Annotated in this window: 21 protein-coding genes; 14 read left to right on the top strand and 7 right to left on the bottom strand. The window is 63.0% G+C overall.

All coding sequences use genetic code 11. The features are described from left to right. Position 1: 1 nt before the first annotated feature. Positions 2–2113 carry a peptide MFS transporter gene (locus KF838_06460; protein ID QYK49489.1) on the bottom strand — a complete coding sequence of 704 codons (2112 nt, stop codon included), beginning with the start codon at positions 2111–2113 and terminating at the stop codon, positions 2–4. A 332-nt stretch (positions 2114–2445) separates the two neighbouring features. Between KF838_06460 and rpsP the strand changes: the two genes are divergently transcribed. Next, positions 2446–2769: a 30S ribosomal protein S16 gene (rpsP, locus tag KF838_06455; GenBank protein ID QYK49488.1), complete on the top strand. Its 324-nt coding sequence runs from the start codon at positions 2446–2448 to the stop codon at positions 2767–2769. A 110-nt stretch (positions 2770–2879) separates the two neighbouring features. After that, positions 2880–3614, top strand: coding sequence for a tRNA (guanosine(37)-N1)-methyltransferase TrmD (trmD, locus tag KF838_06450; GenBank protein ID QYK49487.1), 735 nt, complete (start codon positions 2880–2882; stop codon positions 3612–3614). Here the strand turns inward: trmD and KF838_06445 are convergent. Together KF838_06445 and thiE are read right to left on the bottom strand one after the other, a co-directional pair. Further along, positions 3611–4846, bottom strand: coding sequence for an insulinase family protein (locus KF838_06445; GenBank protein ID QYK49486.1), 1236 nt, complete (start codon positions 4844–4846; stop codon positions 3611–3613). The genes trmD and KF838_06445 overlap by 4 nt on opposite strands. An 8-nt stretch (positions 4847–4854) precedes the next feature. After that, positions 4855–5961, bottom strand: a complete 1107-nt coding sequence (thiE, locus tag KF838_06440) for a thiamine phosphate synthase (protein ID QYK49485.1) — start codon at positions 5959–5961, stop codon at positions 4855–4857. A 92-nt stretch (positions 5962–6053) separates the two neighbouring features. Between thiE and zwf the strand changes: the two genes are divergently transcribed. The 6 genes from zwf (at position 6054) to KF838_06410 (ending at position 11640) form a co-directional block, all read left to right on the top strand. Continuing rightward, on the top strand, positions 6054–7616 hold the full coding sequence (gene zwf / locus KF838_06435; GenBank protein QYK49484.1) for a glucose-6-phosphate dehydrogenase: 1563 nt from the start codon (positions 6054–6056) through the stop codon (positions 7614–7616). A gap of 81 nt (positions 7617–7697) precedes the next feature. Beyond that, positions 7698–8525 (top strand): 6-phosphogluconolactonase, encoded by an 828-nt coding sequence (gene pgl, locus KF838_06430; protein ID QYK49483.1) that lies wholly within the window; start codon positions 7698–7700, stop codon positions 8523–8525. Continuing rightward, positions 8522–9265: an RluA family pseudouridine synthase gene (locus tag KF838_06425; GenBank protein QYK49482.1), complete on the top strand. Its 744-nt coding sequence runs from the start codon at positions 8522–8524 to the stop codon at positions 9263–9265. The genes pgl and KF838_06425 overlap by 4 nt, the downstream gene beginning before the upstream one ends. Positions 9266–9714: 449 nt before the next feature. Beyond that, entirely contained in the window at positions 9715–9870 is a 156-nt protein-coding gene (locus KF838_06420) for a hypothetical protein (protein ID QYK49481.1), read from the top strand. A gap of 177 nt (positions 9871–10047) precedes the next feature. Beyond that, a complete protein-coding gene (locus tag KF838_06415; GenBank protein QYK49480.1) occupies positions 10048–11136 on the top strand; it encodes a hypothetical protein in 1089 nt (362 codons plus the stop codon). Positions 11137–11232: 96 nt separating this feature from the next. Beyond that, a complete protein-coding gene (locus KF838_06410; GenBank protein QYK49479.1) occupies positions 11233–11640 on the top strand; it encodes a DUF1801 domain-containing protein in 408 nt (135 codons plus the stop codon). 23 nt (positions 11641–11663) lie between these two features. Here the strand turns inward: KF838_06410 and KF838_06405 are convergent, their stop codons facing one another. Together KF838_06405 and hemW are read right to left on the bottom strand one after the other, a co-directional pair. Next, positions 11664–13169, bottom strand: coding sequence for a hypothetical protein (locus KF838_06405; GenBank protein ID QYK49478.1), 1506 nt, complete (start codon positions 13167–13169; stop codon positions 11664–11666). Between the two features lie 62 nt (positions 13170–13231). Next, entirely contained in the window at positions 13232–14494 is a 1263-nt protein-coding gene (gene hemW / locus KF838_06400; protein QYK49477.1) for a radical SAM family heme chaperone HemW, read from the bottom strand. A gap of 134 nt (positions 14495–14628) precedes the next feature. Between hemW and KF838_06395 the strand changes: the two genes are divergently transcribed. The 6 genes from KF838_06395 to KF838_06370 all read left to right on the top strand — a co-directional run bounded on the left by KF838_06395 (position 14629) and on the right by KF838_06370 (position 20827). Continuing rightward, positions 14629–15075 (top strand): FHA domain-containing protein, encoded by a 447-nt coding sequence (locus tag KF838_06395; protein ID QYK49476.1) that lies wholly within the window; start codon positions 14629–14631, stop codon positions 15073–15075. 414 nt (positions 15076–15489) lie between these two features. Beyond that, entirely contained in the window at positions 15490–16845 is a 1356-nt protein-coding gene (locus KF838_06390) for an adenylosuccinate synthase (GenBank protein ID QYK49475.1), read from the top strand. An 80-nt stretch (positions 16846–16925) separates the two neighbouring features. After that, complete coding sequence (gene uppS / locus KF838_06385; GenBank protein QYK49474.1) at positions 16926–17630, top strand: di-trans,poly-cis-decaprenylcistransferase; 705 nt, start codon at positions 16926–16928, stop codon at positions 17628–17630. Next, positions 17624–18541: a phosphatidate cytidylyltransferase gene (locus KF838_06380; GenBank protein QYK49473.1), complete on the top strand. Its 918-nt coding sequence runs from the start codon at positions 17624–17626 to the stop codon at positions 18539–18541. The genes uppS and KF838_06380 overlap by 7 nt, the downstream gene beginning before the upstream one ends. Before the next feature lie 33 nt (positions 18542–18574). Next, positions 18575–19330, top strand: coding sequence for a hypothetical protein (locus KF838_06375; protein QYK49472.1), 756 nt, complete (start codon positions 18575–18577; stop codon positions 19328–19330). A 9-nt stretch (positions 19331–19339) separates the two neighbouring features. Next, the gene (locus KF838_06370; protein ID QYK49471.1) at positions 19340–20827 is read left to right on the top strand and encodes a glycosyltransferase family 39 protein; all 1488 of its coding nucleotides are present in this window, start codon (positions 19340–19342) and stop codon (positions 20825–20827) included. Positions 20828–20852: 25 nt separating this feature from the next. Here KF838_06370 and ruvB read toward each other — a convergent pair whose 3' ends face one another. Together ruvB and KF838_06360 are read right to left on the bottom strand one after the other, a co-directional pair. Then, complete coding sequence (gene ruvB / locus KF838_06365; protein QYK49470.1) at positions 20853–21914, bottom strand: Holliday junction branch migration DNA helicase RuvB; 1062 nt, start codon at positions 21912–21914, stop codon at positions 20853–20855. 112 nt (positions 21915–22026) lie between these two features. Then, positions 22027–23877 (bottom strand): M20/M25/M40 family metallo-hydrolase, encoded by a 1851-nt coding sequence (locus KF838_06360; GenBank protein ID QYK49469.1) that lies wholly within the window; start codon positions 23875–23877, stop codon positions 22027–22029. Positions 23878–23995 lie beyond the last annotated feature (118 nt).

Below are 23995 nucleotides of genomic sequence, written 5' to 3'. Positions count from 1 at the left end.
ATCAGTGCGCCGCTGCATCCGTTGCGCTGGATTCGCGACCGCCGATCAGTTTCTTGAGTATCGGAGAGAGGAGGAAGATCACAAGCGATGCTCCTATTGAGGAGACGACAAACAGCATGAAGAAATCTGCCTGCCCGCCGAAGCTCCACGGCATCTTAAGCTCGCCGCGTTCGATCCTCTCAACCTGTGCCGCGATGAGGCCACCTCCGAGATTCGCGATGAATGACGAGACGAACCAGATGCCCATGAGCAGCGACACAAACCGCGCTGGCGCTGCTTTCGTGACATAGGAAAGCCCCGTCGGCGACAGACAGAGCTCGCCCACCGTGTGCCAGAAGTAGGTCATGAATATCAGCATCATGGATGCCTTGGCTACGCCTCCCTTGGCTACCACGCCTGCCCAAAGCATGAACAGATAGCCGCATCCGAGGAAGAAGAGGCCCAGTGCGATCTTGACAGGCTGGCTCGGATTCATCTTCTTCTTGCCGAGTGTGGTCCAGATCCCCGCAAAGAGCGGGGCGAGCATGAAGATCAGTCCGGCGTTCACGGACTGGAACCAGGTCGCCGGGACCTCAAATCCTCCGACCTTCCGGTCGGTGTTCTGCTCGGTGAACACATTGATGCTCGATCCCGCCTGCTCGAACGCGAGCCAGAAGAAGGCATTGAAGAACATGAAAATGAAGATCGTGATGACGGGACCGCGGTCCGCGGGCTCGTTCCGGAGAGTAAAGTGGATGATCCAGCCCAGAATCCCGACGAGGACGACCGCGATCAAAACCAGAGAGAGTATCTGGTTCTTACGGATCGCCCCCATCGCCTCGTTCAGACTCGCCAACGCCCCGAAGTGATACGCCGCCGCGAACGCCGCGGACGCAACGAGAGAACCAATCAGGAACATTGGCGTGAGACTCGCGGTGCGGGTGCTCGGCGCATCGCCGATGCCGTGTAGGTACTTCGGCTTTCCGATGACATAGAGGGCAAGCCCGGCGAGCATGCCGACCGCCGCAGACCCGAATCCCCAGTGCCAGCCCACCTTCTCGCCGAGTGTGCCGCAGACAAACGCGCAGATGAACGCGCCGAGATTGATACCCATGTAGAAGATCGTGAACGCGCCGTCGCGTCGCGGATCCCCCTGCTTGTACAGCTGGCCCACCATCACCGAGACCGTTGGCTTGAAATGGCCGGTGCCGAGCACGATCACGGCCAGCCCCATGATGAACAGACTCATCCCCGTGCGGCTGTGCGCCATCTCGCCGAATCCCGAGATGCCCAGGATGATGTGCCCGATCGCGATGAGAAGCCCGCCGACCAGCATCGAGCGGTGCGTGCCGATCAGCTTGTCGGCAAAGATGCCGCCGAGGATCGGGAAGAGGTACGCCAGCCCGGTGTACCAGCCGTAAAGAACGGATGCCTCGGATTGCAGCCAGTTCCGTCCGCTATCGTGCGTGTTCGCTGCGATGATGATCTGAGTAGGAGCCGCGCCAGCGCCGAGTTCGGACTGGGGCTTCACGTCGGTCGTGACGCCGCCCGGGCTTCGATTCACCGTGAAGTAGCTCGAGTTGTTTCCATCTCTCGCCACGCTCACGCGGCAGCGGACCGTCGCCGATCCATTGTTGATGATGTTGTACCGAACCTCGGTATTGGTGAACGAACCCTTTTTACCGGATTCACCCGCCATCACAATCGGCCAGGTATCCGGCTCCTCGTCCACAACCCACTCAATCTCTTTGGGCTTGTCGGGCTTCGGGACGGGTTTCAGACGCTGCAGAACCAGAGAAGGTGTACCCGAAGAAACGCCGGGAATGGCCTCAGGGAGTGTCTCGCTCGTCGGCCCTGCCACGATCGAGAACTGCCTGACCTGCAAAGCGTCAACAACCTTGATATCCGCGGCGTTCAACTCCGCGAATTCGATCGTGTTCGTGTGCACCCCCGGCTTTGATTGGTGAGCCGCCATCACACTGATCAGATACAGCATCAGCAGGCCGCGCATGCCGTAGTAGCTGAATCGTTCCCACATCTCAACCAAGAACAGAAGGAAGAGCCCCTTCGGATGCCCGAGGATCGTCCCGCCTTCGGAATGGTCTGGATTCACGCCGCCGTTCATCATGCTCATCGTCTGATCCTGCTCATGTCCGGTCCGCTGCTGTACATGCCGCGATCTCTGTTTGTCCAGGCGTACTCAAGCCTGTCCCAGCCCCGCGACCACTTCTAGCTGGCAAGACCCGGATTGGCCACAGAATACAGCCAAACCCCGATTCTCGCACCCGACCACCCCTTCCGTATCATCCCCCAGTCCCGGCGTATCCCCCGCCCCCTTGCTCTGTCCCATCCGACGCCTACACTCTTGACCCTGCTCGGAGCCCGTTCGCGCCCCAGCGAGCCAGCCCCGGGTCGTACAGATCGACTTCTCAGGACATTGGAGACTCGTCCGTGGTTCGAATCCGCATGCAGCGCTTTGGCCGCCACCGTCGCCCCTTCTACCGCATCTCCGCGATCGATTCGCGCACCCGTCGCGATGGCCGCGTGATCGAGCAACTCGGCTGGTACAACCCCACCGAGACTGACGCCTCCAAGCAGATCGAGCTCAACGGCGAGCGGGTCAAGTACTGGCTCAGCGTCGGTGCGCAGCCCAGCGACACCGTCAAGGCTTTCTTTGCCAAGCACAATCTGATCGACCAGGCCGCATGGAAGGCCGAGCATCAGGCCAAGGTTGCTCGCGTCGAGGCCGCACGTGCCGCGAAGCCCGCCGAGCCCGAGAAGAAGAAGTAAGCCCCGGCCATCGAGGCAACCATCCGTGCTTCCGCGGCCCGCCCCTGGCGGGCCGTTTCGTTTTTGCCCGCTGCCATCCCGACGTCCGCCTGCATTCAATCACACACGTCATGCCGATCCGCTTTGACATCCTCACCACCTTCCCGGAGATGTTCGGCACAGAGCCCCCTGCCGCGCTCGCCATCAGCATCCCGGGACGTGCCCGTCGTGCTGGCTTGGCAGACTGGCACGCCACCGACATCCGCGCCTTCGCGGACAACAAGCACAGGAAAACCGACGACCGTCCGTTCGGAGGCGGCCCGGGCATGGTGATGATGTGCCAGCCCCTCTGGGACGCCGCCATGGCCGCCGAGTCTCTCGACCCACGCCCAGTCACGCGGATCCTGATGACACCTCAGGGCCGCCGCCTCGATCAGCCCCTCGTCGAACAACTCGCGACCAAGCCCCGCCTGCTCATCATCGCCGGACACTACGAGGGCATCGACGAACGGGTCATCGAGCGTCTGGCTCCCCTGGAGATCAGCGTCGGCGACTACGTCCTCAGCCAGGGCGAACTCGCCGCCATGATCATGATCGACGCCATCACGCGGCTCATCCCCGGTGTGCTAGGCGATGAGGGATCCGCCGTGGCGGACTCCTTCAGCCCCGTCGGCCCTGCCGGGCTGCGCCTCCTCGACCACCCGCACTACACCCGACCCGCCGAGTGGGATGGACGCCCGATTCCCGAGATTCTGACCAGCGGCGACCACGCGAGAGTAGCCCGATGGCGCCTCGATCAGGCGATGGCTCGCACACGCGACCGTCGTCCGGACCTGTTGCCTCCGGACGCAGGGAATCCAACCTAAGCCCCGGCGGGTGCGGCCGGTTCGAGTCTTCCGACCGTCATTCTCGAGATCGGGTACGCCGCGGCAACCGCTCGCAGATCCGCAAGCGTGACGGAGTTTATCCGCTCGAGTTCCTCCTCAAGCGTGCGATACTCACCCAGGAGCGTCCAGAGCCGCCCGATCCGGTGCATCCGATCGTGCGGGCGTTCGCCCCCGAGGGTAACAGCCGTCGCGAGCTTGTTCCGAAGACGCATCAGGTCGTCTTCGGTCAGAGAATCCGAGAGTTTTGCGATCTCGCGTTCGACGACCGACCAGCACTCTGTCGCGCTGTCCGGGTCGCACGAGCAGTAGACGTAGTACTCACCAGTGCCATCGTGCGGGTCGTGAGCCGCCTGTGCCTCGTCGGCGAGCCCTGTCTCGATCAACGCCCAGTGCAGGCGGCTGTTGTCCGACCCTCCCAGGATCTGCGCCAGCATCGCCGCTGCGTAGCGTCGCGGGTCCTGCGCGCTCGGCGCGAGCGACATACCGAGCATGTACGCCCTGCTCACTTTCTCGTCTCGTATCTCGAACGACCCCTCCCAGATCGGGGGCGACTTCGAGTCCCGCAGCGCTCCCGTGCGGGGCCACGACGCACAGAGAGATTCGATCTGCTTCACGGCAGAGCCAAAGTCCACCCGCCCCGCGAACGCGACGGTCGTCGTGTCCGCGGAGTATCGGTGGTTGAAATACCCCGCCATCTGGTCGCGTGAGAGCGCGGTGATCGTCTCGTTCGTACCGAGAACGCGGTGCGACATCGGGTGATTCGGATAGTGCCGCTCCACGCACGCTTCATACAGAACCCAGAAGGGATTGTCCTTGTACATCGCGATCTCTTCGAGGATGACCCCCTTCTCCGTGTCAAAGTCGCTGACACGCAGGGCAGGACGCATCATCTTTCCCAGCAGTTCCGTCGCGGCTCCAAGATGCTCCGGGAGCACATGCGCGTAGAAGCACGTCATCTCGTTGCTCGTGAACGCGTTGTTACGGGCCCCGAGCTCGTCAAATCCCCGATTGATATCGTCCGCAGAGAGCGTATCGGTTCCCTTGAACATCATGTGCTCAAGGAAGTGGCTCACACCCATGACGGTCGGCGACTCATCACGCGCGCCGGTGCGGACGAAAAACCCGCACGCCGAGGTGTGCGCGTCCGGGTCGCACTCGGCGATGATCGTCAGGCCGTTCGGGAGAACATGCTTGTGAAAAGTGATCGGCATGGGTGACTCTATCGGCTCTTGTGGTGGACTCGCTCTTCAGAGCGGTGTGGATCGGACTCGCCGGCGTTCAACGCGTTCCAGAGCAGGCGACACACCGCCTCCGGGTCTTTGTCGCGGCACACCACCGAGGATACCGCGATACCCCTGCAACCACGCGCGACCAGTTGGGGCAGATTCTCCGGCGTGATCCCCCCAATCGCCAAGTGTGGTGCACGGGACGCCGCGGCATCCGCAAGGTACGCCGAGAGGTACTCGGGACCGTGCGTGACCGGCTTGTCCTTTGTCGATGTCGCAAACATCGGTCCGACTCCGCAGAGATCGGCGCCCATGGCCACTGCGGCCCGCGCCTCTTCGATCGTGCCCGTCGATACGCCGACGAGTGCTCGCTCGCCGACGACCGTACGAGCATCCGCGGGCGTGAGATCCCCCTGTCCGACATGAACGCCGTCCGCCCCCGCGAGCCGCGCGATGTCCGGCCTGTCGTTGACGATGACAAGCGCTGGAGGAGCCAATCGGTCGCGGATCTCCATGACGCATCGGACACGAGCGAGCAACTCTCGGTCGCTCATCTCCTTTTCTCGTACCTGGATCATGTTGCATCCCCCGGCGAGCGACGCCTCGGCCACGCTCTGCCACGGGAGGACGCACATCGAGCCGGTAAGAAGCACGCACAGGCGCACCCGTGGAATCGCGGGCTTCGCGAGCGCGAGCACGAGCAGTCGTTCAACCGTGTACACGCTGTAGCGGGCTCGCTCAAAGGGCCCGCTCTCGCTGTTGAGGGCCTTGGCCGCTTCCTCCATCGAGCGAAGGGCTTCTCCCAGCCGTGAAGCGTTGGAACGTACCAGATGGATAAGGTCCGTCCGGGCGGTCTCGCTCGGTGTTGAGATCGAGGTTCCGACATCCCCCGGTGTGTCCCGGGCCTCCAGCAGCAAGAGCGGGTCGTTGCTCTGGGCTGTGAGCGTGCCGATCGCCTCGACCAACGCGTGGCGCAGGCGTTTCAGCTCCTCAGAAGCAGCACCATCGTTCAGCGCGAATCGCGCAATGTCCTCGAGCACACGCAGGCCCTCTCTGGCCCGGTTGCCGTTCGCGTCCAGAATGCGGTAGAGGGGGTTCATGGGCTCGTCAGGGTCATTTCTCGTCCGAGGACTACAGATTCGGTGATCAGGTCGTCAACAACGGTAGCGCGGCGGTCCGATAGCATTGTGCCATGGCCATCTCCCACTCAGCCCCCCACGCCGCCGACCCCTGTGCGATCGTGATCTTCGGCGCCTCAGGCGATCTGACGAAACGCAAGCTGATCCCCGCCTTATACGAGCTGTACACACGAAACCAGTTGCCCGAAGGCACTTTTGTCGTCGGGACCAGCCGCACGGCCATGTCGGACGAGGCCTTCCGGGAATCGATGCACCCTTGGGTGAAGGACAACGCCAAGGGGTTCGACGAGGGAAAGTGGGGGGCGTTCGCTCGGAAGCTGCACTACCACGCCGGCGACGGCGCGACACGGGAGCTTTACGCTACGCTCACCCCGCGTCTGGCAACCATCGCACAGACTTTCGGCAGCTCCAAAGCCGACGGCCAGCCCAACGTTCTCTATTACCTCTCCGTCGCGCCCGCGCTCTACGAGCCGATCATCGGCGCGATCGGTGACGCGGGCGTCGTTGCTGAAGGCAAGAGGTGGTGCTCGCTCCAGCCGGAGCAGACGGCGTGGCAGCGCATCATCGTCGAGAAGCCCTTCGGCAACGACCTTCGCTCCGCCAAGTCACTGAACATGGCCCTCGGGCGGGTCTTCGAAGAGGATGCGATCTACCGGATCGACCACTACCTCGGCAAAGAACTCGTGCAGAATCTGATCGTGCTGCGATTCGCCAACGCGATCTTCGAGCCGCTCTGGAACCGCAACCACGTCGACCACGTCCAGTTGACCGCCGCAGAAACCCTTGGTGTCGGGTCCCGAGCCGCGAACTTCTACGACCAGGCTGGGGCCGTCCGTGACATGATCCAGAGCCACCTGCTGCAGGTACTCGCCCTTGTCGCGATCGAGCCCCCGAGTTCATACGACGGAACGGCGATCATGCAGGAGAAGATCAAACTCCTGAACATCACCAGGCCAATCCCGCATGACGGGATCGAACGCCACGCCTCGCTGGGCAGGTATGGACCCGGCCCAGGTTCCGAGCCCGCTTATGTCGGCGAGGACGGGGTCGATCCCTCCCGCGGCACCGAGACCTTCGGCGCAATGCGAGTGGAGTTCGACAACTGGCGATGGGCAGGCGTGCCCTTCTATCTTCGATCGGGCAAGAAAATGGCCCGCAAGCTCACCGAGGTCGTCGTTCAGTTCAAACGCCCGCCCATCAACGTCTTTGAGCGCTTCGGCCAGCCGGCGACCGACTTTGCCCCCAACCGTCTTGTGATCAACATCGCACCGACCGAGGGGATCTCCCTTCGTGTGCTCGGCAAGGTGCCGGGCGCGAACTTCCGCATCGAGAGTGCGAAACTCGATCTCGACTACCACAAAACCTTCGGTGGCGAGCCGATCGAGGCCTACGGCCCGCTCATCCTTGATGCCATGCGTGGCGATCGCACCCTCTACAAGCACCGCGACGAGGTCGAGGGCGGCTGGCGGCTCTGCCAACCCATCATCGAGTCCGAATCGCTTCGAAAGGGAATCGAGACCTACACGCCGGGTTCGTGGGGGCCGCCCGGCTCGGATGCCATTCTCGCCCGCGAGGGCCGATCCTGGCACAACCCGGCCCAGCACGAGACGCGCTAGCAGCCCGTCTCGAATCGATTGCCGCGGAATCAGTCGTTGACGGGGTGGCGTCGGACGCCGCGCCACGCCACAATACGCCCGATGTCCGAGATCTACGACGTCGTACCACGCCCGCCCATGCCGAACCTCCCCGGCGGCGTGGTCCTGCGCGAGAGCGTGGACGAACTGATCGACGCCATGATCGCGGACCTCCTCGTGCACGCCAACGGCTGTGTGCGTGCATTCGGGGACTTTCATCTGGCCCTCTCCGGCGGCTCAACACCCGAGCCGTTCTACCGGCGGCTCATGTACGACCCCGCCTGCCGCGAGTTTCCCTGGAAACGCACCCACCTCTGGATTGTCGATGAACGACGCGTCCCGTTCGAGGACGACAAGTCCAACTTCAAGATGATCCGCGAGACGATCGTCGCGCAATCGGATATCCCGGCAGAGCAGGTCCACCCGATGCGGGCGACCGAGCCAGACGCCGACGAGGTGTACGAGCGTGCGCTCCGTGAAGTGCTGGAGTGGCGTGAGAAGGGGCATGATCGTCTTGATTACGTCCTCCTCGGCATGGGCTCAGACGGTCACACCGCAAGTCTCTTCCCGAACTCCCCCGCACTCGACGCCCCCCGCGATCGCCTCGTTGCGATCAACGCGGGGCCGACCGTGACGCCGCCGGATCGTGTGACGATGACGTACACGCTCCTCAACGCCTCACGCTTCATCGGCGTCATGGTCACCGGATCGGGCAAGCGAGCGACGCTCACGAAGATCGCGGCTCGGCAGGTCGGACCGCGCCAGATGCCGATCCTCGGCGTTCGACCGCTCGGCGGCGAGCTGCGCTGGTACATCGACGAGGCCGCCTGCCCGACGCCGGACACGGCCGGCGACAGCGGCAGCGCCGCCGGCGCGGCGGGTGAACAGTGAGCAACCTCTCCGTCGAGCCCAACCCTCGCGTGACGCTCCGCATCGCGTACCGCGACGACGACCTCATGGTCGTCGAGAAACCCACCGGCATGCCGACCCAGCCCGGCAAGGGCCACACACGCGACACGCTCTTGAACGGGCTCTTCGGGATCGAGGAACTCGGTGCCAAGCTCCAGAACCTCGGGCGCGATCGCGACTTCGGGCTCCTCCACCGGCTCGACCGACCCACCAGCGGCCTCCTCCTCGTCGGGCTCCGCCCCCGCGCCTACGACGCGATGCGCGACGCCTTCGCCAAGCGACAGGTCAAAAAGTTCTACTGGGCCGTCGTCGCCAAGGGACCCGCCCACGACAGCGGCCTCATCAAACGCCCGATCCTCGAGGTCGAGGACGAGCAGAAACTCGCCCGCATCTCGCCGAAGGGCAAGCCCGCGATCACGGCGTACCGCGTGCTCCAGCGCGTGGTCGGCATGGCGCTCGTTGAGTGCCGCCCCCTCACCGGCCGCCTCCACCAGATCCGCGTGCACATGGAATCGATCGGATGCCCCGTGCTCGGCGACAAGGAATACGCCCCCCGTGCCGTCGCCGAGGCCGCCCGCCGCCTTGCGCTCCACGCCCATCGCCTCTCGTTCACCCACCCGGTCACGGGCGAGAAGATCGACGTGCGGTCGAAGTGGCCGAGCGACCTGCGCGGACTGTTGAGGAGTAACGGGATGACCGTCCCCAATTCCGCCTCACAGTAGAATGAGAGGTGCCAATGACACCCTATCGATCGCGAGCATAAGCTGTTGATAACTAATGATTTGCGCTGCGGCGAGGCTCGTTGGCCAGCGAGAATCCTTGAGCCTATTATCGAGTAGGTCGCGTTCGTAGAGGACGCGGGTGCCTGCGGGGAGTCGCTCGCAGGGAAGAGTGTTCGAGTTGTCAACTTCGAGCCGGCCACCGAGAACAACTCGGCCCGCAACTCGAAGCGACCACCTCGGAGCGAAAGCTCTGACCAGGGTTAGCAACTTCACAACCACTCCTCCATAATAGCTATCGTCGTTCAGACGCGCGGCGCGCCGAAGCGAAACCACAACGCTAAGGCAGAGTAACATCCCACTTCGGTGGCGTGAGTAAATGTCCGGAGCACACAGCGGGCGCCGCAAGCCCCCGTGCTCCGGACTGTGCTTTTTGGGAATATTCTATTCCTATGCCCAAGAACTCTGAGCCGGAATGGTACAAGCCCCGCAAGTACATCCACTTCGATGCACCGTTATCGGTATCAGATGCTGTTGCACTGACCACCGATCCAGAAGCGATCGCCAACAGGGCATTCTGGCCGTTGATCAGCTTCAGTATTCGTTAGCGACGTTGGAAGAAGGACACGAAGAGGTGGAAGGTGAAAGCGCGTCCGATCGCATACGCCTCCCACGCTGACGCCCATATCTTCTCCTACTACTCGTGGAAGCTCCGGGAGCCCTATGAACGGCTACTAGAACTGACATGCCTATCCCCATCTGTGCTAGCGTATCGAAAAATCCCCGTGAGTAGCGAGCTTGGTGCCAAGGGCAAAGCCAGCTTTCAACATGCGGCTGAGGCATTCAAGGCAATCGTGACGACGGGTGAGTGCGACGCAGTGGCGATGGACATTGAAAAGTTCTTCGACAGCATACCGCATACGGCCCTCAAGAGGAGTTGGGCCAAGCTACTGAACAAGCCGTCGCTGCCCGCAGACGACTACGCAGTGTTCAAGGCCGTCACGGAGTTTGCGACGGTTCCTCTTGCTCAAGTTCGCAAAGCTCGCGGCCTCGGCAAGCGACGTTTCGCGAAAGAGCGAAGTATCGCGATGACTTCTGAAGAGTTCGATCGAGAAATACGCAAGCGAGGGCTGATCAATGTCAATCGCGCTGAAATGGGGATTCCGCAAGGGTTGCCCATTAGTGGCTTGCTCGCAAACATTGTGATGTTCGAGATCGATGAGGTGATGGTCAAGGCGGCGGCAGCAGAGGGAGGTAGTTACCGTCGTTACAGCGACGACATTCTGATCATCGCACCGCGTGGACGAGCAGCGGATTTGGAAGCCGTGTTCAAGAAACAGCTTGCTTTGCTGCCATTGTCCGTACAGGACTCCAAGACTTCGCGGGTGAGATTCCGTAAGCGTTCGAGCGGATCGCTTGTGGCAGTCTCAATGGACAGTCACGGACAAGAGGGGAACGCGGGAGTTGCATTGCAGTATTTAGGGCTTGAATTTGATGGACAGAACGTATTGATTCGTCCTCAAACGCTCGTCAAGTTTGGCAAGCGTATGCGTCGATCAGTCGACCGAGCTCGGCGTGCGGCATTGAGGTCAATGCGCCGTGGGGGACCTGCGAAGATCAACAGGCGAGACCTGTACGCGCGTTATTCGCACTTGCGACCCCATCCAGAGACGCCGCCCAAGCGGCGTCCAAGAGGATCCTTCATGAACTACGCATCACATGCCGCGGACGCTGTGGCCGAAATAGGCGGTGATACGAGCATCGACCAGCGGATTCGCATTCAGCTTCGTGGCCAATGGAGTCTGCTGCAGCGGCTGATCGCCAACGCCGAGAAGTCTTTGTCTGCGCCGATTCCCAAGAAATCAAAGCCGTGACAAGCGCAGATCGATCTGGACCGCGGACGCTAGCGTCTTGAGCCGCAGTTGAATCGCCAGAAGGCCGGCATTGCCAGGACCAAAGCAGGAATACCCATGGCCATCCACCCGGACATCCTCGCCTACAACGCGTCGCAATCCGAGACTGACCAGCCCATCTGCGACACGCTCAGCAAGGCGATCGACAAGCACCTCAAGGGCGCCGAGTGCAAGATCTGGCACCGCCACCCCGTCTGGTTCCTCGACGGCAACCCCATCGTCGGGTACAGCAAGCTGAAGGACTGCATCCGGCTCATGTTCTGGAGCGGCCGGTCGTTCGATGAGCCGGGGCTTGAGCCAGAGGGCGGCTTCAAGACCGCATGCGTGAGGTACACCTCCGCCGACCAGATCGTCGCCAAGGACCTCAAACGCTGGCTCGCCAAGTCCGCCGTGATCCAGTGGGACTACAAGAACATCGTGAAACGCAAGGGCAAGCTGGTTCGGCTCAGACAGTCCACCGCCTGAACGCCCGTCGTGCCGTCGTGCCGTCACGCAGCCGAGTGCTGCGCACGCTTCGCTCTGAACACGCCGAGAACCGATGCCAACACAACGATGCCCGCCAGCCCGATGACCAGCATCGCGATCAGCATCACGCCCATCCTGAACGCGCGATCGAGCAATCGGTTCGCGGAATCCTCAGCGTTCTCGAGCCGTTGCTCGATCACCGCGAGGCGTGATTCGACCAGGTCCGGATTCGTCGCCGAGACCAGTGCCTCTGCGAGAGTGCCCAGCCGATCCGCCGCGAGCGTGGTCTGCCTCATGGCCTCGGTATAAGCGGCCAGCTTCGCAGTTGCCGAGCCCGGCTCGGATGGCTCGTCAAGCCCGAGAGCCAGCGCCAACTCTGTCCCGCTCATCGCTGCTTCTCTGACGCTCTCGGCCAGCGTCGTAGACGCTCCAACGAGCGTATGCAAGTCCGCAATGACTGCGCCGAGACGCTCCTGCTCCGAAGCGAGTTGCGAGATTGTCGCCTCCCGCTCCGCACGAAGAGCCGCGGCCGCCTGCTCGATCGCCGCACGTCGCTGCGTGTCGATCGTGCCGTCGAGACTCTCCATGATGGCGCGACGCTCGGTCGCGAGCACGTTGGGAAGTTGCTGCCGAAGTTCCGCGAACTCATCCGACAGTTTCGTGATCGCGTCGGACGTCGACGCCACGTTCGCGAGAATCTGGCGTGCCTCCGGTTCGCTGATCGTGTCGATATAGAGCAGCTCCGCCTGCCAACTGAGCAGCATCGGCGCGCGTTGGAGATAGAACATCGCCCGCTCGGCAAACAGCCGTGTCTGTTCGATCTCGCGAGTCGTCGGGTCCAGTCCCGAGAGCGGGTCAAGAAACAGGAATCCGAGCACGTTGGAAGGTCGGCTCGGACCCGCCTGCCCGGTCGTGACCTGGCGAGCATCCGCGAAGTCCGAGAGTCGCACATACGCCGCATAACGGCGTGTCGGATTCTCATCCAGCCATTGCTGGATCAGCCGATCGATCTCCGTGAGCTGCTCCTTCGTCAGCGAACGCTCGGCGAGCCCTCTGATCTGCGACTCAGAGGACTCAAAGACCGCTCGAAGTCTGTCTGCCTCCGCCCCGTATCTTCCCGGCACGATGTTGCGTTCGATCAGCGCGCGTTGCAGCGAGATCATCACAAGCATGTCAACGAGCGCGATACGAGGGTTCTGGGCCGCTGCGATGATCGTCGCGCCGTGCGCCACGGTGAACTTCAACCGATGGGCGATCGTTCGCGACTCGAGCGATGATGGCGCAACCTCGAGCTGGTCGATCGCCTCCGCCAGGCGAATGGTCATGTCGTCCGCGAAGTCCATCACCTCGGATTGCACACGCCTCGCATCCTGGAGCGTCATCGACGCCGAAACCGCCACGGGCTGCGCTGCACCCGCATAACTCGAAGGACGAGGTTCAGAACGGGCACCCGGCATGGAGCACGATGCCGCTCCGACGATCGCGATCGTCGCACAGGCGAACAGAGTCTGGCGGATGTGGTGTCGCACACTCCATTCTTTGGGCTAGTCGCGCCTCGATCAACCCGGTGCCAGCCCTTGGTCATGCTCGGTCAACGGGCCTCCGATGCTCTCAAGAGGTCTCTCGCGATCCGATCAACAAGCAGAAAGCCTTGCTCGGTCGGCGCAATCCGAGCCCCGCTCCGCATCAGGTGCGACGAGCTCGTGTAGCGTTCGATCACGCGCCACACATCTGCTCGAATCGCTGGCGAGATCTCATCCGCACGCGCGAGAGCCGCGTCCAGATCCAGCCCCTCTGCAAGCCGCACGCCCGTCATCAGCATCTCGCCGAGAGCGCGCCGTGCATCGGGCGGCTCGTGCTCGACAATCGCCGCGAATCCCCCATCATCCGATTCCAGATACTCATCCAGTCGTGGAACGTTCTTCCAGCGATGGCCCGCGAAATACCCGCTCGCAGAAGGCCCCGCCGCGAGCCACTGGTCCTGACGCCAGTACGCCATGTTGTGGCGGCACTCTCCGCCCGGCCTCGCGAAGTTCGAGACCTCGTACCGGATGAGCCCGACCGAAGAGAGCCGCTGCGCGACATGCTCAAACATGTCCGCCTCAAGGTCTTCCTCAGCGCGAACAAACTCCCCCCGCGAGAGGCGAGCGGTCATGGCCGTGCCCGGCTCATATGTCAGCGTGTACGCGGAGAGGTGCTCCGTCCCGAGCGCGAGCGCCGAATCAAGATCGCGGTCTAGGTCCGCCAGAGTCTGGCCTGGGATCGCGTAAATCAGGTCAAGGGATTGACGCCCGATTCCCGCAGCGCGTGCCGACTCGATCGCACGCGGCACCGATTCCGGATCATGATGCCGCTCCAGCGTCCGCAGGTGCGCCGCATGGAACGACTGCGCACCCATGCTCACCCGGTTCACATATCCAGATCGCAGAAGCCCCAGCAACTCCGGCGTCGCGGTGTCGGGGTTGCACTCGACGGTGAACTCTCCCAAACCTGTCCGCATGTTCTCAAGATCGAAAGCGTCGCGCAGCGTCTCGAGCAGGTCCTGCCAGTGATCCAGTCCGAGCAAGCTGGGCGTTCCGCCACCTATGAAAAGTGTCCGGAGGGGAAGGCCCCCCGCGTTCGGGGCAATCGCTCTCAACTCGCGTATCAACCGCTTCGTGAACTGGCTCTGCCGGTCCCGAGTATCCACGATCGAATAAAAATCGCAGTAATGACACTTGTGCGAGCAGAACGGGATGTGAATGTACAGCGAGCGTGCCGCGGCACGTTCTAGGGGGGGTGAAGACCCTAAGAATGGGCGGGAAGTCCCGCTCGGACGTTGCCGGATGACCCTGAGTTCGGTATGGTCCTGCATCGTCGTGCGTCCGGTCGTAAGCGGCTTGGGCGGAATTGTGAGCCCGTTGGTTCCCTTATGCCTCCATCGTGGAGGGGGGTGGACTGGTGGAAACGAGTCTGATTCTTGTCCGTCCGGGTTCGCAGAAGCGAGAGGTGCCCCTGAATCGCGCCAAAAGCGTGATCGGTCGCCGCGACGACTGCCAGATCCGTATCCCTCTCAGCAGCGTCTCCAGACAACACTGCGAGCTGGTGAACGATGGAACACGCCTGAGTGTCAGGGACCTCGGGTCCTCGAACGGTACATTCGTGAACCGTCAGAAGATCGTGGAACAGGCGTTGAAGCCCGGCGATCTTCTCGCCGTAGGGCCGTGCGTCTTCGTTGTACGCATCAACGGCCAGCCGGACGAGATCGATCCGAACGCAGGCCAGCTCGGGGCCGCGCCGGTGCCGGGTCAGCGCACGCCCTCCGGGGCTGACGCAAAGACCGTCTCGTCGAAACCCGGCGTCGCGGCCACATCCATCGAAGCAAACGAGGGAAGCAGCGAGTTCGGCTTTGATTTCGATCTGGATGACGACGACGACAGCCAGCCGAAACTCTGAAGCCACGACGATGCAATCACAGACGCAGCTCTCAGCTCCGAACGAACGGTCGATCAGGCCGCTTTGTCCTTGGACTTGCCGGATGGCACGACCGCTGCGTCCTTCGGTGCCGCTGGCTTCGCTTGTGCAGCCGGCTTCTCCGGTATCCGGATGACCGTTCCGCACGACTTGCAGCGAACGGTTTTCCCCCTCGCGATCGCAGGGACAGACAAGACCTTTCGGCAGGTCAGACTCGGGCACATGATCTTGACGTGAGCGTCTCCCATCACCGCACTGATCGGCCACACACCCGTCAGGGCTTAGCCGACACCAGCTCGAGGTCCGATCTTTCTCCCTCTCACGCGCGGTTCTCGCGGCTCACGCGGAATGCGCGAGTTATTCGGCTATTGTTCTCGGTCCTCCATGGAGATGGCGATGCCAGAATCGAACGAAACTCGCTCCCCGGGATCATGCACCGCCGTCGTCGGACTGCAGTGGGGAGATGAGGGGAAAGGCAAGGTCGTCGATCTCCTCGCCGAGGGCCACGACGCGACTGTCCGGTACAACGGCGGAGCGAACGCAGGCCATTCCGTCGTCGTCGGTGGCGAACGCTACGCCCTGCACCTGATCCCCTCTGGAATCCTCGCCAAGGGTAAGCTCGCCGTTGTCGGCAATGGTGTCGTCGTTGATCCCGAGAAACTGATCGAAGAGATCGACGGACTCGAAAGAAGAAACGTCGACGTTTCTGGGCTCGTGATCTCGAATCGAGCCCATGTCGTGCTCGATTACCACAAGATCGAAGACGCGCTCCGAGAGGATCTTCTCGCCGCCGCGAAGGGGAAGAACGCCTCCGGCAAAGACTCCGGCCCGGGTCAGATCGGCACAACCCGCCGAGGCATCGGCCCTGCCTATGCCGAAAAAATCAACCGTGCCACCGCCCTGCGAATCGGCGACCTGCTCAAGCCCGACGTCGTCAGAGAGCGCATCGCGCTCGCGTGCGGCGTCAAGAACGCGATGCTCCAGGGGATCTCCGGTTCCTACACGCCTCTCAACCCGAGCGACATCGCCGAGCGTGCCATCGAATGCGGCAAACGCATCTCTCCTCGCATCCGTGATACCACCTACCTGCTTCACGACCTGCTCGGCGAAGGGAAGCGTTTGCTCTTTGAAGGCGCGAACGCCACGCTGCTCGACGTCGACCACGGCACCTTTCCATTTGTCACCAGTTCAAGCTGTGCGGTTTCTGGGATAGGTCCCGGCACGGGTGTCCCGCCCAGCCGCCTCTCCCGCATCATCGGCGTTGCAAAGGCCTACTCGACGCGCGTCGGGGCCGGTCCCATGCCGACAGAGCTCTTCGATGCCGTCGGCGAAGGCATCAGGACTCGTGGCCGCGAGTTCGGCACCACAACCGGCCGCCCGAGAAGAGTCGGCTGGCTCGATCTTGTCGCTCTTCGTTACAGCGTGATGATCAACGGAGTGGACGAGATCGCCCTGACGCTCCTGGATGTCCTTCCAGGCGTGGAGCGGCCTCGTGTCTGCACCGCCTACAGGATCGGCGACTCCAAGACCGATCGGTTCATTCCTGACGGCGCGTCACTCGCCACCGTCGAGCCCGTCTATCAGGATCTCCAACCGATCGAGCAAGGGCTGGCGGCCTGTCGCACCTTCGACGACCTCCCGCAGAACGCACGCGCATACATCGAGTGTGTCGAGCGTTTCGTCGGGGCTCAGGTCACGATCGTCGGTGTCGGCCCCGGCAGAGAGCAGACACTGGTCCGGGAGCGCAGGTGATGCACCGCTCGCCCGAGCCCCTTCCGTCACCATTGCCCGGTGTTCCACTGGATCGCATCCCGAGGCACATAGCCATCATCATGGACGGAAATGGTCGCTGGGCACAGGCACGTGGGCTGCCCCGCTCCGAGGGACATCGCGCCGGAGCCAAGTCTGTTCGAGCGGTCATCACCGCCTGCAAGCCGCTTGGCGTGCGATACATGACCCTCTACTCGTTCTCGGCAGAGAACTGGACCCGCCCGAAGGAAGAGATCGACGCCCTGATGGAACTCTGCGTCCTCTACTGCCGCGCAGAGCGAGACTCCCTCGTCGCAGAGGGCATCCGAGTCCGTTGGATCGGTGAACGAGAAGGGCTCCCGTCCACCGTCAGAGACGCTCTCGAAGACGTCGAGCAAGCAACCGCACACGTTACCGGCCCAACTCTTGTGCTGGCCATCAACTACGCCGGACGCGCAGAGATAGCCCGGGCCGCCCGCATCCTCGCTCAGGACGTGGAATCCGGCCTGGTTCGTTCCAGCGAGATCGATGAGCGTGTGTTCGCGTCGCGCCTCTTCGCCCCCGATATCCCCGATCCCGATCTGCTCGTCCGGACAGCGGGGGAGATGCGAGTGAGCAACTTCCTGCTCTGGCAGATCAGCTACGCGGAGATCCACGTCACACGAACTCTCTGGCCGGACTTTGCTGAGTCCGATCTTCACACGGCAATCCGGGACTATGCTTGCCGCCAGCGAAAGTTCGGAGGGCTGCCGGACCCGCTCGCATCGAGTACACGCGAACCTTGTTGAAGCAACGACTCCTTCTGGGACCCGTCCTGATCCTGCTCCTCGTAGGGGGCATATGGCTCGACGGCTGGCTTGATCGCCAGAGGATGCCCGACTGGCTCGGACAGATCTTCCCGGGCCACCGCGATTACCCACCGGGCGTCGTCGTGTTCATCGTGGTCCTCGCCCTCAGCTTTGTCGCGGCTCGTGAACTCGTCAAAATCCTGCGAGACAAGGGCATCGAGGCCTCGATGCGCCTCTGCTGCGCTTCCGCGATGATCGGATTGGCGGTCTCCTGCCTCGTTCCGACCGAGTTCAAGGGCGAGCACAGCGCAACAATCGTCTCGTCCGCCGCCGCACTCGTGCTCGTGATCTCGCTCGCCTTTTACTCGAGGCGTCAGAAGTTCGAGGGCGTCATCGCAGCAACCGGCGGCACCCTCCTGGCCTTTGTCTATCTCGGGCTCATGTTCGGGTTCATTCCGGCGATCCGGCGCGAGCATAGCGCGTGGATCCTCCTCTGGATCCTCGTGACAGCCAAGAGCTGCGACATCGGTGCCTATTTCACCGGAAAGGCGATCGGCAAGCACAAGCTCATCCCCTGGCTCAGCCCCGGCAAGACGTGGGAAGGGCTGGTCGGAGGTGTGATCTTCTCAGCCGCGGTTGGGGCATTCGGAGTGGAAGTCCTTCGAGAATATGGACATACGTCCATGCCGACGTGGCAGTGGGGGGCCTTGGCAGGGGTTTTGTTCGCGTTGGTCGCCCAGATGGGTGATCTGATGGCGAGTCTTCTCAAGCGTGATGCCGGCGTCAAAGATGCCGGCAAGATCCTTCCGGGGTTCGGGGGGATGCTGGATGTGATCGATTCGCCGCTGCTGGTTGCCCCAGTGGCGTATTGGTGGTTGCGCGTGGTCGTACACCACGTGACGCCCGAGTGAATAGACTATCGTGGTTGAAGAGCGGAGCAGTCGATGAGCGAGACGGCCAAGCTTCTAAGAGTCTTTCTGGTGGACAAGCAACTCAGCGGGCTTACGTCTCGTCTGAGAGCGGCCGAGCGCTTCCTCGGCGAGCAGGAGAAGCAGCTCACGCAGCTCGGCTCGCGAAAGTCCACGATCGAGGCGCAGATCAAGCAACTGGCGGCAACCGTCGCCAACCACGAGGGCGAGATGTCGCGCCTCGATGCCCGCATCGAGCACCTGCGTGGCCAGATGAACTCCGCTCAGACGAATCGCGAATACAAGGCTTTCCTCACCGAGATCAACACAATCAAGGCGGACCGCTCCAAGATCGAGACCGTCGCACTCGAGCAGATGGCCCAGATCGACGGTCTCAAAGGCCAGCTCGCCGAGATCGACACCAACCGCGAGGATCGCCAGAAGGTCCGCTCTGTCGCAGACGACGAACGCACCAAGCGTGCCGACGAGATCCGCGAACGAGTCGAGCAGCTCAAGAAAGAGCGCGAGGCACTCGTTGCCGAGGTTCCCACAACCGTTCTGAGCGACTACCAGGCGCTCTACGCCCGGCGTGAGGACGAGTCGATGGCCCCGGTTGAGGTCCAGGATCGCAAACGCCACGAGTTCAACTGCGGCTCATGCATGATGAGCATCCCCGTTGAGATCGTGAACCGGCTCATGACACACGGCACCATCACGCGCTGCGTCTCGTGCCAGTGCATCCTCTACATGGACGAGGCCGCGACCAGCGCGATGCAGCCCGCGAAGCGCTGAGCACGCTCGATGTCCTCACCGGAACGAACCCGCATCCGCTGGCGTGCCGCTCATCGGTGGCTGCGAGCACGGGTGTGGCTGCTTCCCATCGTGGCCCTGCTCGCCGTCACGCTCCCGCACCTCTCCGACGGCGACTGGATGAGAAGCGACTCCGGTTGGTACGCCGCGATCGGAGTGCAGGCATGGCGAACTGGCGAACTGCTCACGCTCGGCGCAGAGCCGGGTGTGCCGTATTTCAACAAACCCCCCCTCGTCTTCTGGATCATCGGCCTTCCCATGCATCTCATGGGGCCGAACGCGTGGACCGCGCGTCTCGGCACCATCGCCGCAGCCGCTCTCTGCGTTCTGCTCACGGTTTCGATCGCACGCACGGGCATGTCCCGGAGAGGTGCGCTCTGGGCCGGGCTCACGCTCTCCTTGACCTACGAGTTCTTCCGGCGCACACGCGAGATCTCACTCGACATGTGGCAGGCCGCCTTCTTGCTGATCGCGCTCCGTTTCCTCGTCGGTGCAATCACAACCACCCACCGCAGGCGGGCAGTTGTTGCGATCGCTCTCTCGGGGCTCCCCATCGGTCTCGCGTTGCTCTGCAAGCCCCTTGTTGGTCTCGCGGCAATACCGATGCTCGCGATCATGCTCCTTCTCTGTCGCAAAGGCCGCCTGATCCCGTGGTTGCTCCTCACCCTCGCCTCAGCCCTGCTCGTCGCAGCCCCCTGGCATCTGGCCATGCAGGCCATCCACGGCGAAGCGTTCGTTGCCCAGTACTTCGGCGCGGAGATCGCGGATCGCGCCTCGGGCGGCTCCGTCGTCAATGAAGGAGGCGTTGGCCGGTGGTGGTTCTATCTCGGGAAGATTCTCGCTGGCTACTGGCCCTGGCTCATTCCCATCGCCTGCTGCTTCGGCGCAACGATCCGCAGGCGTCGGATCGGAGGCGATGCACGTCTGCTCATCTGCGCCGCGATCTGGACCCTTGCCTGGCTCGCCCTCCTCAGCGTCTTTCCAGACCGGAGGGATCGCTACGCGCTCGTGCTCTACCCCACACTCGCGATTCCGGTCGGCGCGTGGCTCGCGTACCGGTCGCGCCCGGCGATTCGCTCACTCTTGAAGGGCGTAGAGCGGCACGGCATCTGGGCGATGCCGCTGGCAGCTTGCATCTTCGCGTTCCTGCCCATCAGAGTCCAGAACCCCCCCGATCCGCAGTGGACAGAGCTCTTCGCGTACCTGGAATCTGAGGGCAATCCCGACATCTGGCAAGGAGCGATGATCGGGCATCGTGGCTCTCGGATATACCTAGAAACCGGGAAGTGGCCCGCAACAACGAGAAATCGCCAGGGCGAGATCATCGCCGTTCCACCCGGAGGAGCCCTCATCATCTACCACGATCACGACGGCCTGAAGCCCGGACCGGGCGAGCATGTCGTCTTTCGAGCCAGAATGCTGACCCTCACGCGACTCACAGAAGACGCCGTCTGGAGCCCGATTCCCAGCGGCGGCTGATCGTCCACCCCGGCACGTGCGTCGCTCAGCTCCGCGATCCCTGAGTCCCCTCGCCGAACAGCGTCGGATCTGTCGCGGCCGCCACGCTCAGAGGCAGGCCAAGGTGCTCCGCCGCCGCCCGCGTCAGCGCACGACCCCGCCGCGTGCGAGCCAGAAAGCCGATCTGAAGCAGGTACGGCTCAACGACATCCTCGAGCGTGCCCGCATCCTCGTTCATGGTTGCCGCGATCGTCTCCAGTCCGACAGGGCCGCCGCTATAGGTCGTGCCGATCGTCCGCAGGAAAGAGCGATCCAACTCGTCCAGGCCGAGGTGATCGATCGCCTCGATCGCCAGTGCACGCTCAACGCTGCCCACCGTGATCGTGCCGTCCCCCTCGACCTGTGCGTAATCACGAACCCGACGAAGCAGCCGATTCGCGATACGGGGTGTGCCGCGAGATCTGGATGCGATCAGCGACAGCGCGTCCGGTTCCGCAACCCGAAGCGTCAGCAGGCGGCACGACCGTGCCAGGATGCTCAGCAGCTCGTCCACGCTGTAATACTGCAAATGGTGAACGATGCCGAACCGCGATCGCAAAGGCGAACTCAGGAGCCCCGCACGCGTCGTCGCCCCGATCAGCGTGAACGGCTTACAAGAGATCTGGACCGTCCTGGCGTTGATCCCCGAGTCAACCGTCACGTCGATCCGATAGTCCTCCATCGCCGGGTACACGAACTCCTCAACCGCGACCGGAAGCCGGTGGATCTCGTCGATGAACAGCACGTCCCCCTGCTGGAGGCGGGTCAGAGCCGCGACGAGATCCGTCCCCTTGGCAAGCGCAGGGCCGGATGTCACGGTCAGTCGGGTCCCCATCTCTTTCGCGATCACATGCGCGAGCGTGGTCTTGCCCAGTCCGGGCGGACCATGAAGCAGCACGTGCTCTGCCGGCTCGTTCCGCCCCCGTGCCGCCTTGATTGCGATCTGAAGCCGGCGGATCAGGTCCTGCTGCCCGGTGTATTCCTCCATCGAGCGGGGGCGCAACGCAACGTTCGCCTGCTCCTCGTCGGGACGGGACTCTTGGGGCGAGATGAGGCGTTCCGTCGCCAAGGCGTGTTACTCCAATCTTTCACAGTGTAGCGAACTCCGGAAGCAAACCGGCCCCGGCAATCTGCCGGGGCCGGTGAAACTCACAGATCGCGCCGCGCAGCCGCCAAATCGCTCAGTTTGATCCCTCCTGCTGCACCCGCGGCAGAAGCGTCGGGGCGCACGCGAGGTTGTACGCCGTTATCGCGGCATTGGTCGCGGATTGCACCAGGTACTCAGGAATCGCAAGGTCGAGCTTGTCGTTCTGTGTGTGCCAGCCGTACTGGTAGTCCGAGCGGCCGACCTCGTCCCAGAAGAACCCGGGAATCCCGACCGCGTTGAACGACGCGTGGTCAGAGCCGCCGCCCCGGGGAAGCGTGTCCCCCACGCGACGGATGTTCACATCCATCCACTTCTTCTCGACATCGTCGTAGAAGAGCCCGTTCGTCGGCGCGGTCGCCGCTGCCATCATGTCAGCCATGCTGTTGGTAACCGGGGCACCACCCTGGTAGTTCGTGCCGCCGTCGTCGACGAATACTGCTGAGATCTTCGGCCACTCGTACTTGATGCGATCGACATACGAGCGAGAGCCGAGCAGGCCCTGCTCCTCGCCCGTCCAGAGAATGAAGCGGATGGTCCGCTTCGGCTTGGCGCCGACCGCCATCAGGATTCGCGCCGCCTCGAGCGTGACTGCCGAGCCGGTTCCGTTGTCAAGCGTTCCCTCAGAACCCGGACCGTCCCATGAATCAAGGTGCGCCGAGATGATCACCACCTCGTCAGGGAACTCCGTCCCGCGAATCTCCGCGATCGTGTTGTACACCGGGATCGGACCAGGAGTGAACGTCGCCTTGGCGTTGATCTCGACCTCGATCGGAATCCCGTCGAACACGCGAGAGTTGATGAAGTCGTAATCCGACTGGCGGATCGCATACTCCGTGTCGCGCCCGATCCTGTCGAGCGTGAGCTCGCGCCAGCCACGCGCGGAAGTCGTCCACACACGCTCGTCACGCGAGGTGCCGAGGAAGCCGGCGGGGTTCAGTGCCAGCACCTGTTCAAGCACGTCCGGAGCCGCCGCCGGATCCGGCATCGAGGCCTCGACTACGGACTCCCCGGCCGCGCTCGCCGCCTTGCCGGCGAGTTTCAGCCCGCTGCGCGTGAGCGTGTATGCCGACGTGCCCGAAGGAGAGACCCAGTCGAATGAGATCGTGTCGCCGCTGACCGTCACGTTGGTCGCTGGGCCCGTGTGGAACCGGCGCACGCTCACGCTCACGTCAGTTCCGTTGATGGTGATGCTGATCGGAACGCCGCCCTCGGGCAGATTCGCGCCCGAAAGCGTCCCTTCAAAGCGGTCGCCGGACGCGGCATCAGCCGTCACAACGCCCGCCTGCTTCGCACGGATGTCCTTGAAAAGCTGGTGACGGTCGCCCATCTGGCCACCGACGCCCCGGATACCCCGTCGAGTCTCACGATTGCTCGGAATCAGAATCCACGAGCCAGCGATCTGATCCTTCACAGCATCAAACTCGGCCTGATCCTTCGGCAGGCGAACCACCGGTGCGCGGACCGCCCCGTTCGTTCCCGGAGCCCAAGCGAGCCATGAGAACTGCATCTCGCGCACGCTGTCGTACTCAACTTCGACACGAGGCGAGCCCCCCTCTGGTCGAACCTCTCGCTCACGCCTCAGCATCACCCTCGCCGAGGATGGGCCTCGGTCGAACCGCATCGACACCTCGCCCCACTGATCGAGCGTGACGTTCGTGAGGCCCCATGATCTGAACTGATCTGCAGTCCAGCGGTTAGCCGCTTCCATGCTCGTCGAGCCGGTCAAGCGAGGGCCGATGGTCTTCGTCATATACGTCAGGTGGTCCATCACCTGGTTGCGGTTCATCCCCTCATCGATGATCCGAGCGATGGTCGCTTGGTCGCCCATCGGGATCTTGGGAACCTCGGTCGGTTTCCCATCAATCACGGCATATGGCCGGGACATCGGCGGCTTCACGCCCGCTGGCGCGCCCGCGGCAGTGTCTGTTCGTTGTGAACCACCCCCTGAACAGGCCGTCAGGCCGGCGAGCAGTGCGATCGCAAGAGTGGGGGTCAGACGTCGT

This window comes from Phycisphaeraceae bacterium (assembly GCA_019454185.1).
In the GTDB taxonomy this organism is placed as follows: Bacteria; Planctomycetota; Phycisphaerae; order Phycisphaerales; family UBA1924; genus JAHBWV01.
This window is presented reverse-complemented; position numbering and strand designations above follow the sequence as displayed.